Here is a 17182-nt window from a genome sequence, read left to right as displayed (position 1 = left end):
TCGGGAGCACTGCGGGGAGCACTCATGTACGGGCCTCCAGGATTCCGCCGAGGGTCCTGTCGACCGAGCCTGTTCCCGCCACGGGCTGGGCGGCTCCTCCGGTGAGAGGGTCGGCCTCGGGCAGTTCCGGCAGGGAGTCGAACAGTGACTTCAGGTCCCGGCAGTCGGCCTTTTCACCAGTGGTCCTGAGCAGGGAGCACAGCACGGCGGCCGGGTCCTGGGGGTGGTCGGGATTGCTGCGGGTGTCGAGCGTGCCGGATGACGGGTTGTAGGCGTTCTGCAGATTGGAGAGCCCGGCAGGGGCTACTTCCAGCAGCTCCTCAAGGGCGGCACGCTGAGTGACCAGCACGCGGGTCACGTCGCTGAGGCCCTTCACATTGGAGGTCAGCGCCTTCTTGTTGTTCTTCACGAAGTCGGTCACGTCGGCCAGCGCGGCCGCCAGGTGCTTGACCGCCGCCGCGAGGTCCTTTCGCTCGCCGGACAGTTGGCCGGCCACCTCGGCCAGGCTGTCGTTGAACGACCGGACGCTGTCGTCATCGGCCGACAGCGCGGCCGTGAACACCTGCAGATTCCGTACGGTCCCGAACAGATCCTGTCGGCCGCCGGACAGAGTGGTCACGGCCTGGGAGAGGTCCTCGACCGTCGTGTGCAGCTGCTCGCCCTGGCCCTGGAGGTTGTCCGCGCCGACGCCGAGGAGCCGGGACAGCGACCCGTTCTTGTTGGCGCCGCGCGGACCGAGCGCATCCGCTGTCGTACGGAGGCTGTCGAAGACGCGGTCCAGCTCGACCGGCACGGCCGTCCGGTGCTCGGGGATGACGGCGCCGCTCTCCATCGCCGGGCCCTTGCGGTACACGGGGAGCAGCTGCAGGTAACGGTCGCTGACCACCGAGGAGTTGATGATCGCGGCCTTGGCGTCCGCGGGGACCTTGCGTTCGCCCTCGTACTCCAGCTCCACCCGCACCCGGTCGCCCTGCGGCGTGATCTTCTTGACCTCGCCGATCCTGACGCCGAGAACACGCACATCGGAACCGGGGTAGATGCCGACGGTGCGCGGGAAGTACGCGGTGACCCGGACCGTGGGCGACTGCGGCCAGTACACGACGGTCAGTGTGGCGGCGACGGCCACCAGCACGGTGACGAGTGCCACGCGGCGGAGGAAGCGGCCGTTCATCGCCATCCGTCCGTTCCTCGCGACCCGTCTGCTCACCTCAAGCCTCTTCATCGTGATCAGCCTCATCGGGGCCCTCCTGTTCGTGGGACCACCGGCGTGGGGGCGACAAGGTTCTGGATGTAGCTGTCGAACCAGCGGCCGTTTCCGAGGGTGTTGGTGAAGACCCGGGCGAAGGGAGCCATCAGCTTGATGCTGCGGTTGAGGCTGTCCTGGTTGCGTTCCAGCAACTTGACCACCGCATTGAGGTTGCTGAGGGCGGGTCCGATCTCCTTCTCGTTGTCCTGGACCAGACCGGAGAGCTGGATACCGAGGGCGACAGAGCTCTTGAGTAGCACGTGAATGACCTTGCGCCGCTTGCTGATCTCCTTGAACAGCTTGTCGCCGTCCTTGACCAGCGTGGTGAATTCGCCCGAGCGCTCGGAGAGCACGCCGGTGACGCCGTTGGCATGGTCGAGGAGTTCGTGCAGGGCCTTGTCGCGGGAGGCAACGGTCCTGGAAATCTTCGACAGCCCCTTGATGGAGGCCCGGACCTCGGCAGGTGAGTCCTCGAAGGTGGCGGAGATGGTGTCCAGGGCGGTGGCCAGCTGCTTCGTGTCGATCTGTTCGGTGGTGGTGGTCAGGTCGCTGAAGGCTTCCACCACGTCGTACGCCGCCACTGTCCGGCTCAGCGGGATCTCGCTGCCCGGCCTCAGCCGGCCGGGGCCTTTCGGCTCCAGCCCCAGGTACTTCGCGCCGAGGATCGTCTTGATCCGGACGGACGCTCCGGTCCGGGTTCCGAATTCCTGATCTCCCTTGATCCGGAAGGTCACCTTGACGTGGTCGCCGTCCAGATCGACGTCGTCGACCTTGCCGACCTTGACCCCGGCGATACGGACCTCGTCGCCGGGCTTGAGCCCGCCGGACTCGGAGAACGCCGCGCTGTACTTCTCACCGTTGCCGATCAGCGGGAGGCTGTCGGCATTGAATGCCGTGGCGATCAGCAGCGCGATCGTGGTGAGGCCGACGGCGCCGATCACTACCGGGTTGCGCTCACGGAAGGGGATCACTGGCCGCACCTCGCCCGTGCGACATGCAGTTCGGGGGTGATCACCTCGGCGGTCTTCGGCAGCACGATCCGGCCGTCGAAGTCGCACAGGTAGAAGTTGAACCAGGATCCGTACGACGCGGTGCCCGTCAACTTGTTGAGTTTGTTCGGCAGACGCTTCAGCACGCCCTCCACTGTCTCCTCGTTGTCCTTGAGCGTTCCGGTGAGCTCCGACAGCTCGGCGATATCGGCCCGCAGTGGCGGGCGGGCGTCCTTGAGCAGGCCCGAGGTGGCCTCCGCGAGACCGTTGACGCCTGCCAGCGATTCACCGATGGGCTTTCGGTCGGCCGACAGCCCCGAGATCACCCGCTGCAGCTGGGTGATGAGACTGGAGAAGCGGGTGCTGCGCTTGTCCACGGTTGTCAGCACGCTGTTGAGGTTGTCGATCACCGAACCGATCAGTTCGTCGCGGTCGGCGAGCGTCGTGGTGAGCGAGGCGGTGTGCGCAAGCAGGCTGTTCACCGTGCCGCCCTCGCCCTGCAGGGTCTTGATGATCTGGGTCGCGAGCTGATTCGTGTCCTTCGGGCTCAACGCGGCGAACAGTGGCTTGAATCCGTTCAGCAGTGCGTTGAGATCGAGCGCCGGCTCGGTACGGGAGAGCGGGATCCGTCCGCCGGGCTGCAGCCGCGTTCCGTTCCCCGCGTCTTCCGTCAGCGCGATGTACCGCTGTCCGACCAGCGACCGGTAGCGGATGACGGCACCGGTGCTGGTGAGCAGCGGCCGGTCGCGGGAAACGCTGAAGGCGACCTCGGCCAGCCTCCGGTCCTTGCTGGGGTCCTTCACGATGGTGATGGACTCGACCTCGCCGACGCGGACTCCAGCGACCCGGATGTCATCGCCGTCCTCCAGGCTGGTGACGTCGCTGAACACCGCGGTGTAGGTCTCCTTGGGAGTGAAGGAGATATTGACGATGGTGGCCGCGAGCACCGCGGTCGCCAGCACGGTCACCACGGTGAAGATGCTGAACTTGACCAGCTGTGGGGTGGTCGTCCTCGCGCTCATGCGACGCTCACCGCCGTTCCGCGCGCCATCGGTCCGAACAGCAGGGTCGCGACCGCGGGCACCTCATCGGCGGGCACCCCCATGACCGGGGCCACGAGCGAAGCGACGGCCTGCTGTTCGGACGCCGTGCCGGACATGCTGCTCGGCCCGCCGGGTAGGGCGCCGCCGGAGCTCTTCCCCGACGTACCGTCGTCGAGCTTGACCGGTGGCGCGGGGATGTGCGGGTTGGGGAGACCTCTGCAGTTGGGGCCGGAGCGGTCGGCATAACGCGGTTCCTCGCCGGGGTGGTAGGGGGGCCGGTGACGGACGAATTCGAGGGTGATGCGCATCTGTCCGCCCCTGAAGGCCTCTTCGGACGCCGCGCTCTGCCTCACCAGACCGGAGAGCAGGCAGGGGTACTGCGGTGCGTAGCGGGCGAACAGGGCCAGCGTGGGACGGGAGACGCGGCCCAGGGTGATGAGCCGATCGGCGTTCTCGTCGAGTACGCCTTCCGTGGTGTCGGCGGCGGTGGCGGTCCAGGTCAGGACCGACGCGAGCTGGTTCTTCTTCTCGACCAGGGTGCGGCTGGTGGTGAGGGTGTTGTTCAGAATCCGCAGCAGGTCGGGGGCGGCTTCGCCGTACACCTCCGCCACGTCGGCGAACCGGGAGATGTCCTCCTTGAGGGACGGCATATGCGGGTTGAGCCGGCGGAGGTAGTCCTCCAGGCGGGTGAGATTGGCGCCGATCTCGTCGCCCCGCCCTTCGAGCGCGGTGGCGAACGCGGACAGGGTGGCGTTCAGCTTGGCGGGCTGCACCGTGCGCAGCAGCGGCAGCAGGTCGTTCATCAGGCGCTGGAGCTCGATGCCGACCGTGGTGCGGTCCTGGGTGATGACGTCACCGGCGCTGATGTGCCGTGCCGACGGATTCCCGGGGATGACCAGGTCGACGTACTTCTCGCCGAACAGGGTCTTGGGCAGCAGCCGGGCATGGACGTCGGCCGGGATGAGGGCGACATGCTCCGGCTTGAGCGCGATGCCGAGGGTCGCCTTCTCACCGTCGGCCCGCACCTCGCGGACCTCGCCGACCAACAGACCGCGCAGCTTGACGTCGGCGCGTGGCTCCAGCTGGTTGCCAAGGGTGTCCGCTTCCAGGGTGATCCGGACTGCCGCCGTGAACACCTGCTGGTAGACGGCGACGGTCAGGGACAGCAGAAGCGTGATCACGACGATGAAGACGATTCCGTACAGCCGCAGTGTGGTGGCCCGGGCCGGAGTTGGTATGGGCATCGGCTTACCCCGCTATCCGTACGGTGGTGTTGGCGCCCCAGATCGCCAGGCTGAGGAAGAAGTCGAGAATGTTGATGGCGACGATGGACGTACGCACCCCACGACCGACGGCGACACCGACGCCGGCCGGGCCGCCGCTCGCGTAGTAGCCGTAGTAGCAGTGGACCAGGATGATCACGACGGCGAAGATGATCACTTTGCCGAAGGACCACAGCACGTCGACCGGTGGCAGGTACTGCTGGAAGTAGTGGTCGTAGGTTCCGGCGGACTGCCCGTAATAGCCGGTGGTGATGGTCCGGGCGGCGAAGTAGGAGGAGAGCAGCCCGACCACGTACAACGGGATCACCGCGACGAATCCGGCGATCATCCTGGTGGTGACCAGAAACGGCAGCGACGGGACGCCCATCACTTCCAGCGCATCGGTCTCCTCGCTGATCCGCATCGCGCCGAGCTGGGCGGTGAACCCCGCGCCGACGGTCGCGGACAGCGCGAGCCCGGCCACGAGCGGGGCGATCTCACGGGTGTTGAAGTAGGCGGACAGGAAGGCCACGAAGTTGGACGTGCCGAGCTGGTTGAGCGCGGCGTACCCCTGGAGTCCGACCTCAGTGCCGGTGAAGAAGGACAGGAAGGCGATGACGCCGACGGTGCCGCCGACGACCGCCAGCGCGCCACGGCCGAAGCTCACCTCGGCGAGCAGGCGCAGGATCTCCTTCTTGTAGCGGCGCAGGGTGCGGCCGGTCCAGGCGAGAGAGCGCCCGTAGAACACCATCTGGGTGCCCAGCTCTTCGAGGGAGCGGAGCAGCGGGTCCGTGAGGAAGCGGCCCGTACGGCCCGGGAATCGGTTCGGCAGAGCCATCGCTATCCCCTCTGCGGAACGAGTTGGAAGTAGACCGCGGTCAGTACGAAGTTGGTCACGAACAGCAACATGAAGGTGATGACCACGGACTGGTTCACCGCGTCGCCGACGCCCTTCGGTCCGCCCTTGGCGGTCAGACCCTTGTACGAGGCGACGATCGCGGCGATGGCGCCGAATACCAGCGCCTTCAGTTCGGCCATCCACAGGTCGGACAGCTGGGCGAGGGTGGTGAAGGAGGCCAGATAGGCGCCGGGCGTGCCGTTCTGCAGGACCACGTTGAAGAAGTAGCCACCGGCCACCCCGACCACCGAGACCAGACCGTTGAGCAGGACCGCCACGAGCATCATGGCCAGCACCCGGGGCACGACCAGACGGTGGATCGGATCGATGCCGAGCACCTGCATGGCGTCGATCTCCTCGCGGATCTTGCGCGCGCCCAGGTCCGCGCAGATCGCGGTCCCTCCCGCCCCGGCGATGAGCAGCGCCGTGACGATGGGGGACGCCTCCCGCAGGACCGCGAGCACCGAGGCGGCACCGGCGAACGACTGCGCGCCGAGCTGCCGGGTCAGGCTGCCGATCTGGAGCGCGATGACGGCTCCGAAGGGGATGGCGACCAGGGCGGTGGGCAGGATCGTGACGCTCGCGATGAACCAGGCCTGCTGGATGAACTCCCGCACCTGGAAAGGGCGTCGTGGCAGCGTCCGTATGACATCCAGCGCCATGGCGAAGAGGCTGCCGGAATGCCTGAGCGCTCCTGTCGGGGACAGGCTCATACGTCCGCCACCTCCGGCTGGTGGAGCTCTGCCTCACGTCTGGCGATCGCCTGCCACCGGGGCGGGCGGGTGACCCCGGGACTGGGCAGCAGGCGCGGGGTGATACCCGCTCCGGACGCGCCCTTGCCGCCCTGCGGGCCGCGGCGGTCCCCGGCGTCGAGCTGGGCCAGCTCCTGCTCGACCTGGGCGGCGTCCTTCTCCTCCGCCATGCCGATCGGCCCCTGCATACGGCCGTTGAGGAACTGCCGTACGACCGGTTCGTCACTGGCGAGCAGTTCCTCGCGGGGACCGAACATCACCAGCTCGCGCCGGAACAGCAGCCCGATGTTGTCCGGGATCTGCCGGGCCGAGGCGATGTCGTGGGTGACGATCAGGAAGGTCGCGTCGATCTGCGCGTTCAGATCCACGATGAGCTGGTTGAGATAGGCCACCCGCACCGGGTCGAGCCCCGAGTCGGGCTCGTCGAACAGAATGATCTCCGGGTCGAGCACCAGCGCCCGCGCCAGTCCGGCCCGCTTGCGCATGCCCCCGGATATCTCGCCGGGCAACTTCTCCTCGGCTCCGATCAGACCGACCATGTCCATCTTCTCGAAGACGATCCGTCTGACCTCGCTCTCCGGTTTACGGGTGTGCTCGCGCAGCGGGAAGGCGATGTTGTCGTACAGATTCATCGACCCGAACAGCGCACCGTCCTGGAACAGCACGCCGAAGAGCTTGCGCACCTCGTACAGGTCGTGTTCGCGGAGTTCGGTGATGTCCTTCCCTGCGATCCGGATCGATCCCCGGTCCGGTTTCAGCAGGCCGACGAGGGTCTTGAGGAACACCGACTTGCCGGTACCCGAGGGGCCGAGCATGACGGATACCTCCCCGGCGGGCAGCGTCAGCGAGACGTCCTGCCAGATGACCTGGTGGCCGAAGGATTTGGTCAACCCTTCCACACAGATCTCGATACCCATCCGGTTTCACCCTTCAGCGGGGAGCAGCTCTGACATCTGCTCTACGGGGAAGGGAGGCGCGTCCGTCGCGGAAAAGGCGAAGATCTTTTACGGGGGTGGAATCACGGCGTAATCAGGGTGCGAGGAGGGCGTGAGCGTTGCGCTGTCAAGGGCGGACGTCGCTGTGCAGGGCATCACCCGGCAGGCGGGTGGGGACGTCCCCCTGGACGTCCGGTGCGGGAGCGCTGCCGGGGAGCGGTGGCGTGGCGGGACGAGCGGTGGCGGACAGCGTCGGCGACACTGCCGTTACGGGCATCTCGGGCATCTCGGGCGTGGGCACCTTCGGTACGGCCGCCTTCGGCACGGCCACCTTCGGCACGTCGGGCTCCTTGGGCACGGACACCTCCGGCAGCATCGGGGAGAGGCTGGAGAGCCACGCCTCCGAGTCCGGGAGAACCGGGCGGGCAGGGGAGCCGGCGGCAGCGCGGCCGGCCGGACCGGACGACGCCGGCGGTATCCCGTGGCCGGCGGTGTCCCGCACGTCCGCCGCGTCCGACGTCTCCACCGCCTCCGACGCGACGGCCTGCGGAGGGCGAGGCCGGTCCGGCTCGTACGCGAAGGGAAGGGCCAGTCCCACCACGGCCAACGTCGCCGCCGTGGATGCCGCGGCCACGGCCTGGACGTTCCCGCCCGCCTGAGTCCGGCCGCGACCGCACAGCCACAGGGTGAGCGCCAGCGTGCCGGCCAGCGAGTTGCGCAGCGTGCGCCGGGCCCTGGCCAGCAACGACTCGACCGCCTCGTAGCTGAGACCCATCTCCCGGGCGACCTGGCCGACATCCCGGTCCTGCGCCTTCAGCCGGAGCGCCTCCGCCTGGCGGGCGGGCAGCTCCCGGCTCTGGAACGCCAGCCACTTCGCCTCCGCCCGGTCACACACCGCCTCTTCGACGGGGACCGGGCCGGGGGCGACGAGCTTCGGGGTGCTGCGCACCTCGGCCTCGCGATTGACCTGCCGGTACCGGTCCACGCACAGGCGCATGGTCACCGTCGTCAGCCAGGCGCCCAGCCGCGCGTCGTCGAGGTGCGGGTTCTCGGCGGCTCGCAGCATCGCTTCCTGGACGGCGTCCTCGGCGTCCTCGGCGCTCATGGACCTCCGGCGTGCCACTTTGAGCAGCTGCTCGCGGTGGCTCCACATGTGCTGCCACCGCGCGCGGGCTGATTCGTCACCCGGCCGGGCCGAGTAGGGAGGATGCATGTCCGTTGTCATGAGGGCCCCTTCACGCTCACACCGGATTGCAGGGCGGCGGCGACATTACCGTCCGGTAGCCGGAGTGTGGAGGGGTGGGGCGCGAGTGAGTCCTAATCGTTGCTGGTGAGCGGCCCCGTCCCCGGAACGGCACCGTCGTCCGGCAGACCGATACCGGTGCCGGGCACGGTGACCGCAGGCGCCCCGGACTCCGTCCCGGACCCCACCCCGTCGTCCACCCGGTCCCTCGTCGGTGAGGGCGCGGGACTGGGCGAGGACGAAGGAGCGGGTGCGGAAGAGGGCGACGCGCCGGTACGCGGGCGCGGGCTCGGGCTGCTCGGCCCGGTCCGCGGGGCGCTGGTGGAGTCCGGTTCTGTGCGGGGACCCGTGCCGCTCCTGTCCGGCCCCTCGGCGTGTCCCCCGGTGCTGTGTCCGTTCACGAAGTACGCGAACCAGGACCTGACGATGCGGAGGTACTCCTGGGACCGGTTGTAGGCGAGGATCGCGCGGTCGAGGTCGTACGGATCGGAGAGGTCACGTCCGCCCGCGCATAGGTAGCGGCCGGCCGCGAGGGCCGCGTCGTAGATGTTGTGGGGGTCGGCGCTGCCGTCTCCGTTGCCGTCGGCGCCCCATACCGCCCAGGTGGAGGGGATGAACTGCATCGGGCCGACCGCGCGGTCGTACGAGGTGTCGCCGTCGTACACGCCGTTGTCGGTGTCCCGGATGGTGGCGAACCCGTTGCCGTTGAGCTGCGGGCCGAGGATGGGTGAGTACGTCATACCGCTCGCGTCCACCCTGCCGCCCCGCGCCTGCCCGGACTCCACCTTGCCGATCGCGGCGAGCAGCTGCCAACGGAGGTCGCAGTGCGGGGCGCTCGTCGCGAGCGCCGCCTCCGTCTTCCTGTACGCGTCGAGGACCGTAGCCGGAACGGCTCCGCCACCTGCCTCGATGATGACGGCCGAGCCCGGCTGTGTGGACAGAACGGGCGTGCCGCGCGCCGCCAGTGGTGGCAGCGCGGTGTAATAGGACGTATCTCCTGAAATACCCAGGTCTGGCTGTCTGTTGACCTTCCCCGCGCTACTGGACGCTAGCCCCCCGGGGCTCGTCGGCAGCGAGGCGGTCAGCGCCGCCATGGCTGCTGCCGCGGCCGCCGTCCCCGTAACGCCCCTGCGTATCCGCCCTGCGAACCGCCTCGCCATACGCCGGACCCCTCCCGATTCCGCCGCCGCACCGAGAGCCGGAGCGGCGTCCGTCATCTGCTCTACGGGGCGGGACAGCGGGTCCGTCGCTGAGGGCTGGTCATTATTCGGTCTCGCCGGAAGGCGGGGGCGGGGCGGAGCCGCGTGAGCGGTGCGTGAGCGGTGCGTGAGCGTACGGAGGTGGCACTGGCACACGGTGGACCGGGAGTCATCCGGTGGGGTCGCAGCTGTCGGGCGAAGTCCCCGTCACGGAGTGGGATACGCCGCCGGGAACGCCTGTTCCGTCCAGATGGTCTTCCCGGATCGCGTGTAGCGCGTTCCCCACCGCTGGACGAGTTGCGCGACGATGAACAGCCCGCGCCCGCCTTCGTCGTCCCCAGCGCTGTGGCGCAGATGCGGTGACGTGTGGCCGGCGTCCGCGACCTCGCACAGCAGCGTGCGGTCACGGATGAGGCGCAGCTGCAGCGGCCCTTCCGCGTACCTGATCGCGTTGGTGACCAGCTCACTGACGACGAGTTCGGTCGAGAACGACAGATCCTCCAGGCCCCAGTGGCGCAGCTGACGCATAGCCAGCTCCCGGGCATGGCCCACCGCGACCGGTTCCCCTGGCAGCTCCCAGGCGACGACCTGCCGGGCGTCGAGCTCGCGGGTGCGGACAATGAGCAGGGCCGTGTCGTCTGCCGCCGAGCCGTCCGGCAGGAGCCGCGCCATGGTCTGGTCACAGAGCTCCTGCAACGGTCTGCGATGGTCGCTCAGCACCTGCCCCAGGGCGGCGAGCCCTTCGTCGATGTCGCGGTCGCGTGCCTCGACCAAGCCGTCGGTGAAGAGAGCCACCACGCTGCCCACCGGCAGTTCGATCTCGACGGACTCGAACGGCAGGCCCCCGAGCCCCAGGGGCGGCCCGGCCGGGAGGTCCGGGAAGAGCAGGCGGCCCTCGGGGTCCACCACTGCCGGTGGCAGATGCCCGGCCCGCGCCATGGTGCACCGTCGCGAAACCGGGTCGTAGACCGCGTAGAGGCACGTCGCCCCAGTGGTGACGTCGGCGTACTCGTCGTACGTGCCCGTGGTGAGCGTGCCCGAGGTGTCCGACTGCTCCTCCGCCATCTGGCCCACCAGATCGTCGAGCCGTGCCAGCAGCTCGTCGGGGGACATGTCCAGTTGGGCGAGGGCACGTACGGTCGTGCGCAGCCGCCCCATGGTGGCTGCCGCCTGCAGGCCGTGGCCGACGACATCGCCGACGACGAGCCCGACCCGGGAGCCGGACAGCGGGATCACGTCGAACCAGTCGCCCCCGACCCCGGTCACGTCGTCGGCGGGCAGGTAGCGGTAGGCCAGGTCGACCGCGGACGGCTGCGGCAGATTCTGCGGCAGCAGCTGGCGCTGCAGGGTGACGGCCGCGGCGCGTTCCCGGGTGAAGCGGCGGGCGTTGTCGATGCATACGGCCGCCCGGGCCGTCAGCTCGTCGGCGAGAGCGACCTCACCGCTGTCGAAGACGGTCGGGCGGGCGCCGCGGACGTAGGTGACGAGGCCCAGTACCGCGCCTCCGGCCCGCATCGGTACGACCAGGGTGTCGGTGTCCTCGTCGAGCACGAGCCCGCCGGAGGAGAGACAGCGGTGCTGGGGTGAGCCCGGCGGATATTCGACGGCGTGGGGCTGGGGCTCCTGCGGCGCTTCCGGCCTGCCGTCCGGATCCTGCTCCGGCTTGTCCTCCGGCCTCTGCTCCGGCTCCTCCGGCCCGTTCTCCTGGCGGCCGTCCTGCCCGGTTGTCCGGGCTGACCGGGCGGCGACCCGCACTAGGTCCCTCACCCCGGCTCCGACGCGCAGCTCCAGCCCTTCCAGTACGGCCCGCACGAGGTCGACCGTGGCCGTGTCGGCGAAGTCCTGGACGGCCACCTCCGTGACCTCCCGGGCCGTGACGGCCACGTCCAGGGTCGTGCCGATCCTGCGGCCCGCCTCCACGAGCAGGGCCAGCCGCCGCTGCGCCTCGTAACGGTCTGTGATGTCGAAGGCGTCCTCGCACACCCCGAGCACCCGCCCGTCGGCATCCTGCAGCCGGTAGTAGGAGCAGGACCAGAGGTGATCAGTCCCGGGGTCGCTGGGCGGCTGGCCGCGGAAGTGCAGGTCGAGGACCGGTTCGCCGGTATCCAGCACATGGTGCATGACCCCGTCGAGCGTGCGCGGATACCCCTCGGTCACGAATGCCCCGCTGGAGTACAGCTCGTCGGCGCGCATGCCCCGGTACTTGGCGAACGGCAGGCCGATCTCCCGTTCGTACGCGGTGTTGGACCAGGTCAGGCGGAGATCGTTGTCGTAGATGGCCAGGCCGAGCGGTGACTGCGTGGCCAGACCGTGCAGCATGGAGATCCGGGACTCCCACTGCCGCAGATTGCGCAGTTCCGCCGCCACGAGAACCTGCGCTGCCATCCCCGTACCGGACACGGCGCACACCGCGGTGGCGACCAGCAGCGTGTGGCCGTCCCGATGCCGGGCCACGCGGGGCTCGCTTCCGCCGAACAGGGAAGCCGCGGTGGCGGGAGGCGTATCAGCCGGGGCGGGACCGGAGGCCGGACGGCGCGGCAGAAACGTCGTCACCGGCCGCCCGACGATGTCGTGCGGCCGGTAGCCGAGAAGTTCCTCCGCCGCGGGGCTCCACCCGATGACCGTGTCACGGGCGTCGAGTACCGCCGTGGCTGCCGTGGTGACGTCGAGAGGCCCACGGAAATCCGCGCTCTGCGCCGCGTCCCACGCCGTCGCCGCGTTCCATGCACTCATGGCGCCGTCCCAGCACGGTTCATTACCTACAGAATCCGCCCTGACCAGGACCGGCACAACCGCGATGCTCGTGGCAGGGCCGCCGCATCGCGTGGAGTCGCACGAACGTGCGAGACCGAGAAGCCCGAAAAGCCAGGGCTGCTGATCAGCACGCCCGCCGCCACCGGTTCCCCGATCATCGCCTCCAGGGCCGGGTGCGCGGCGCCGGGGTGTTCGGCGGCGACCTTGTCGATCAGGTCACTGACCCGGACATGCTTCGAGGCGGGCGGTGATCTCGGCGACCCACACCGCATCAGCCCGGGTCCGTGTCCAATGGCCCTCGCTCCACCGAAGCGTGAGGTGCGGGGCGAAGTGCACCGGGCTCACGCCGGCGAAGGTCCCGAAGGGGGTGGCACGGCCGCGCATGCGGACCAGATACCGGGCCAGCGCCGTCGCCATGCGCCGGGCCTGCGCTACGGCGGTTGGCCGTCCGGTGAGCATCGCCTCGATCTGCTCCGCCAGCACCGGGCTGGCGAGCGCGACGGCCTCGGCCGGCGCGGGTCAGGGGCTGCGTGACTCTGTAGGGCGGGTGCGTGCCTTATGCCGTGCTGCGAGCGTCCAGGAGCTGCCGCTGCACATCCGACACCAGGTGCTGGAGTCTTCCCTGCCGCACCCCCTCGCGCTCCATCCACGCGTCGAAGCGCGAAGACAGATGCCGCACCATGCCCGGGCCGTGCCGGCTCAGCACAGAGCGGCTGACCGAGATCTCCTCCTGAAACTCTCTCCGGAGCTCATCGGTCCAGCCCTGTTCCCGGTCCGCCTGCTCCAAGGGAGCCTTGAGAGTGACCACGGCTGCGTGGAGAACCGCAAGCAGGTCCAACGCCACGCCCCCTGTCCCGTTGGTCTTTCAGTCCTTGCGGCCCGTCGCCGCGACGGTGACGCCGAGGCCGATCATGGTGAGCCCGCCGACTCCGCCGACCAGGGCCAGCCGCTGCGGTGAGCGGGCGAACCAGGTCCGTGTGGTTGCCGCGACCAGCCCCCATACGCTGTCCGAAGCAAGCGCGATGACATTGAAGACCACGCCGAGCAGCAGCATTTGGGCGGTGACGTGTCCCTGGGCGCGGTCGACGAACTGCGGCAGCACTGCGGCGAAGAACACCATGGTCTTGGGGTTGGCCACGCCGACCACGAACCCCTCCCCCAAGGTACGCAGGTTTCCGTGCACGGGGCCGTCACCGGTGAACGCGGCATGCAGTGCCCCGCGTTGCCGTACCGCCTTGACCCCGAGGTACACCAGGTACGCGGCGCCGATGAGCTTCAGCACCGTGAAGGCGAGGATGGACCGCTCCACGAGGGACCCGACCCCGAGGGCCACGGCCACGACGAGCACGTACGCGCCGAGCGTGTTCCCCACGACCGTGGTCAGCGCGGCACGGCGTCCCTGCGCCAGCGCCCGCCCGATCACGAACAGCACGCTGGGGCCGGGGATCACGATCAGCAGGAAGGACATGGCGGCGAACGCCATCAGTCGGTCGGTAGACACCATGCAGCGCATGTAAGCACGGATACCGCGGAAGCCTGAAGCCCCTTTTTCCGTAGGAATCTCATCCGATGTCTTGCCGTGCGAGCACGCCACTTCGGTGTCTATTGCCGTCTCTGGCCGCGAGCCATGAGGTTCACGACAAGCAAAGACGAGGGACCGTTCATGTCACGCACGCACACCGTCGCCGCGCGGACGCTCTGGTACGACCGTCCCGCGACGGACTGGGAGCGCGAGGCGCTGCCCCTCGGCAACGGCGCTCTGGGCGCCATGGTCTTCGGTGGCGTGGCCCGCGAGCGGCTCAAGCTCAACGAGAAGTCGCTGTGGACCGGCGGGTCGGGCAGCGGGGAGGGGTACGAGCACGGGAACTGGCCCGGACCCCGGCCGGACGCGCTCGCCGAGGTACGGCGGATCATCGACGAGTACGGGGCGATGGACCCCGAGGACGTGACGCGGCGGCTCGGCAATCCGGCGTACGCGAGCACGGACGGCATCCCCGGCTTCGGCAATTAACAGAACTTCGGCGAACTCGTCCTCGATGTGCCGGATGCGCCCACCTCCCCCGTCGGCTACCGACGCGGCCTCGACATCGCGCAGGCGCTGGCCACGGTCTCGTACGAGGACGAGGACGAGGACGAGGGTGGAGGTGGGCGTGAAGGTGAAGGTGGTGGCAGCATCCGGTTCAGCCGTGAGTTCTTCGCCAGCCATCCCGCCCAGGTCGTCGCCGGCCGCCTCGCCGCCGACCGGCCGGGCCGGATCTCGTTCACGCTGGGCTTCGCCGCGGCGCAGGACGGGGCGGTCGTGACGGCCGAGGGCGGACGGCTGCTGATACGCGGCGTGCTCGCCGACAACGGTCTCGTGTACGAGGGCCAGGTCCAGGTCCTCCACCAGGGCGGGACCCGGACCGAAGGCGACGGCCGGATCACCGTGAGCGGAGCGGACAGCGCCACCTTCGTCTTCTCCGCCGGAACCGACTACGCCGACAGCAGCCCGCTCTTCGCCGGAGCCTTCCACGTCGAGCGGCACGACGGCCGAGTCGAGCGGTCCGACGGCCGACCCGATGGCCAACCCGATGGCCGACCCGCCGATCACGCGGTGCGGGACGGCGTGCTGGTCCTGCCGACGCGTGCGGGCGAGGAGTACCGGATCACCGCTCAGGCGGGGTGATCCTGCCGCTTCGTGCCGTCACTCCTCCGCGGCGGGCGGCACGAACTCGCACCACACCGCCTTGCCCTCGCCCCGAGGCTCGACGCCCCAGCGCTCGGCGACCGCCTCGATCATCATCAGCCCTCGTCCGGAGGTCGCCGACTCGCCCGGCGTACGCCGGTGGGGCCGGACGCTGGAGCGGTCGTTGACCCAGAGCCGGACCCGCCGGTCCGGCTCCAGCAGGACCTCCAGGGTGACGACCGCGCCGCCCTCCGTGTGCAGGAGCACGTTCCCCAGCAGTTCGCCCGCCGCCACCTCCACGTCGTCGGCGAGCACGCCGAGCCCCCAGTGTTCGAGGCTGTGCCGCAGGGCCGCGCGGGCCTCCGCCAGACCCTCGGGGTCCGCCTGGTGAATGTACTGATGAACGCGCGGCGCCTGCGCCGTCCCCACGTCCGGGTTCCTGCGCAGGACCAGGAGGGCGATGTCGTCGCCCGACTTCGCCCGCTCCCACATCCCCTCCGTCACATGATCGGCGAGGGCCTCCGCCTCCGCAGGGCCGGTGCGCACGGCCTCGGCCAGGGCATCGAGACCCACGTCGATATCGAGTCCGGGTTCCTCCACGAGTCCGTCGGTGCACAGGACGAGGGTCTCGCCGGGCACCAGGTCGAGGCGCGTCTCGGGGTACGCGTCGTCGCCGAACACCGTCGCCAGCCCCAGCGGAAGCCCGCCGCGCAGCCGCGGCCAGCCGATCCGGCCGTCGGTGTGCCGGACCATCGGCCCCAGATGCCCGGCCCGTACCGCCTTCACGGCCCCCGACCCGAGGTCGACCTGCGCATACGTACAGGTGGCGAAGCGCTCGGTGTCGAGTTCGGCCAGGAAGCGCGAGGCGCGTGCCAGCACGGTGGACGGGGTGTGGCCCTCGGCCGCGTAGGCGCGCAGGGCGATGCGGAGCTGGCCCATGATGGCCGCGGCGTGGGTGTCGTGCCCCTGGACGTCGCCGACGACGAGGCCGATGCGCCCTCTCGGCAGCAGGATCACGTCGTACCAGTCACCGCCGACGTCCCGGCCGCTCCATGCCGTCCGGTAACGCACCGCGATCTCTGCGCCGTCGACGTCGGGGATGTGGCGCGGCAGCATGGAGGACTGGAGGTCGGTCGCGAACTTCCGCTCCTCGTCGAAGAGGATGGCCCGTTGCAGGGACTGCCCGACGATGCCGGCGAGGCCGATGCACAGGTTGCGGTCCTCGGCAGAGAATTCGGTGCGGTCGCGGTAGAAGAGTCCCAGCCCGCCGATGGAGCGGGCCTGGGCGACCAGGGGAAGGAAGGCCGCCGCGTCGAGGCGGCGCCGACGGATGTAGGGGGCCAGCCGGGGGAAGCGCTCGGCCAGCTCGGGCAGCGAGGCCACGAAGCGCGGCTGCTGGGTGAGGACGGCCTCGGCGAGCGGCTGTGAGTGGTCCGCGAGCGGCAGCACGTTGTCCACGTGGTCGAGTGCCAGTTCGGTGAGTATCGCCACCGGTTCGCCCGCGAGGCCGACGATCTTGAGCGCGCTCCCTTCGACAAGACCCAGGATCAGTCCGTCGGCGCCGAAGCGCTCCATTCCGCCGGCGCCGGTCAGTACCGCGGTGACGTCGTCGACGGTCACCGCCTGCGCGAGCGCTTGCGTGGTGCCCTGAACCATGGTGGTCGTACGCTGCCGGCCCGCTTCGAGCGGGCTGACGACACTGAACTCCGCGAGGTCCGTCGTCGCGTTCCGTACGATGCCGAGCACACGAACGGGCGCGCCCTCCTCGTTACGGACGATGTGGCCGCGTACATGCGTCCACTGCCGCAGGCCGTCGCGGCGCCGGATCTGGAAGTAGCCGCCGTAGGACGACTGGCCGGCGTCCAATGCCTTGCGGAGCGCCGTTGTGAGCCGCGCGCATTCCTCCGGGGGTACGCGCCTGGCCAGCGAGTCGGCCATGCCGTCGAACTCGTCCGGGCGCAGATCGAAGACGGCCAGGCCGCCCTCGTCGAACACGAGCGTGGACCGTTCCAGATCCCAGTCGAACGTGCCCATGCGGTTGAGGGCCAGCCGTTTCTCCGCACCGATGTCCGGTCGATCACGTGCTGCCATGCGTACGCTCCGCAGGGGCCGGTCTCACCGTGGCTGCTGATCCAGCGCTGTCCTGAGCATAACTTTGTGGGGTTGGCCGCGCATTGTCGCCAACAGGTGCACTCT

Annotated in this window: 13 protein-coding genes and 2 pseudogenes; 1 reads left to right on the top strand and 14 read right to left on the bottom strand. The window is 69.5% G+C overall.

Annotated features, from left to right (window positions below):
* Nucleotides 1-22: 22 nt before the first annotated feature.
* The 13 genes and pseudogenes from ACFT7S_RS16785 to ACFT7S_RS16725 form a co-directional block, all read right to left on the bottom strand.
* A complete protein-coding gene (locus ACFT7S_RS16785; protein ID WP_382732299.1) occupies nt 23-1171 on the bottom strand; it encodes an MCE family protein in 1149 nt (382 codons plus the stop codon).
* A gap of 62 nt (nt 1172-1233) precedes the next feature.
* Nucleotides 1234-2217, bottom strand: a complete 984-nt coding sequence (locus ACFT7S_RS16780) for an MCE family protein (protein WP_382732245.1) — start codon at nt 2215-2217, stop codon at nt 1234-1236.
* Complete coding sequence (locus tag ACFT7S_RS16775) at nt 2214-3257, bottom strand: MCE family protein (protein ID WP_382732243.1); 1044 nt, start codon at nt 3255-3257, stop codon at nt 2214-2216. Before ACFT7S_RS16775 ends, ACFT7S_RS16780 begins: the two co-directional genes overlap by 4 nt.
* Nucleotides 3254-4522, bottom strand: a complete 1269-nt coding sequence (locus tag ACFT7S_RS16770) for an MCE family protein (protein WP_382732241.1) — start codon at nt 4520-4522, stop codon at nt 3254-3256. The genes ACFT7S_RS16775 and ACFT7S_RS16770 overlap by 4 nt, the downstream gene beginning before the upstream one ends.
* A gap of 4 nt (nt 4523-4526) precedes the next feature.
* The gene (locus ACFT7S_RS16765) at nt 4527-5378 is read right to left on the bottom strand and encodes an MlaE family ABC transporter permease (RefSeq protein WP_382732239.1); all 852 of its coding nucleotides are present in this window, start codon (nt 5376-5378) and stop codon (nt 4527-4529) included.
* 2 nt (nt 5379-5380) lie between these two features.
* Nucleotides 5381-6151, bottom strand: a complete 771-nt coding sequence (locus ACFT7S_RS16760) for an MlaE family ABC transporter permease (protein ID WP_382732237.1) — start codon at nt 6149-6151, stop codon at nt 5381-5383.
* Nucleotides 6148-7107 (bottom strand): ABC transporter ATP-binding protein, encoded by a 960-nt coding sequence (locus tag ACFT7S_RS16755; protein ID WP_382732235.1) that lies wholly within the window; start codon nt 7105-7107, stop codon nt 6148-6150. Before ACFT7S_RS16755 ends, ACFT7S_RS16760 begins: the two co-directional genes overlap by 4 nt.
* A 145-nt stretch (nt 7108-7252) precedes the next feature.
* Nucleotides 7253-8338, bottom strand: a complete 1086-nt coding sequence (locus ACFT7S_RS16750; protein ID WP_382732297.1) for a sigma-70 family RNA polymerase sigma factor — start codon at nt 8336-8338, stop codon at nt 7253-7255.
* A gap of 104 nt (nt 8339-8442) precedes the next feature.
* Nucleotides 8443-9528: a lytic transglycosylase domain-containing protein gene (locus ACFT7S_RS16745; protein ID WP_382732233.1), complete on the bottom strand. Its 1086-nt coding sequence runs from the start codon at nt 9526-9528 to the stop codon at nt 8443-8445.
* A gap of 246 nt (nt 9529-9774) precedes the next feature.
* Nucleotides 9775-12300 carry a SpoIIE family protein phosphatase gene (locus ACFT7S_RS16740; RefSeq protein ID WP_382732231.1) on the bottom strand — a complete coding sequence of 842 codons (2526 nt, stop codon included), beginning with the start codon at nt 12298-12300 and terminating at the stop codon, nt 9775-9777.
* Nucleotides 12301-12537: 237 nt separating this feature from the next.
* A pseudogene (locus ACFT7S_RS16735) lies at nt 12538-12819 on the bottom strand (lantibiotic dehydratase); the annotation flags it as partial.
* A 58-nt stretch (nt 12820-12877) separates the two neighbouring features.
* Entirely contained in the window at nt 12878-13165 is a 288-nt protein-coding gene (locus ACFT7S_RS16730) for a hypothetical protein (RefSeq protein WP_382732229.1), read from the bottom strand.
* 21 nt (nt 13166-13186) lie between these two features.
* Nucleotides 13187-13825: a LysE family translocator gene (locus tag ACFT7S_RS16725; protein WP_382732227.1), complete on the bottom strand. Its 639-nt coding sequence runs from the start codon at nt 13823-13825 to the stop codon at nt 13187-13189.
* 123 nt (nt 13826-13948) lie between these two features.
* Here ACFT7S_RS16725 and ACFT7S_RS16720 point away from each other — a divergent pair.
* Nucleotides 13949-14986: pseudogene (locus ACFT7S_RS16720) on the top strand (glycoside hydrolase N-terminal domain-containing protein).
* An 18-nt stretch (nt 14987-15004) separates the two neighbouring features.
* Here the strand turns inward: ACFT7S_RS16720 and ACFT7S_RS16715 are convergent.
* On the bottom strand, nt 15005-17077 hold the full coding sequence (locus tag ACFT7S_RS16715) for a SpoIIE family protein phosphatase (protein ID WP_382732225.1): 2073 nt from the start codon (nt 17075-17077) through the stop codon (nt 15005-15007).
* Between the last annotated feature and the right edge of the window lie 105 nt (nt 17078-17182).

It is taken from the genome of Streptomyces sp. NPDC057136, from assembly GCF_042670885.1.
In the GTDB taxonomy this organism is placed as follows: Bacteria; Actinomycetota; Actinomycetes; order Streptomycetales; family Streptomycetaceae; genus Streptomyces.
Note: the sequence above shows the minus strand (reverse complement) of the source record. Positions and strands in the feature narration are given on the sequence as shown.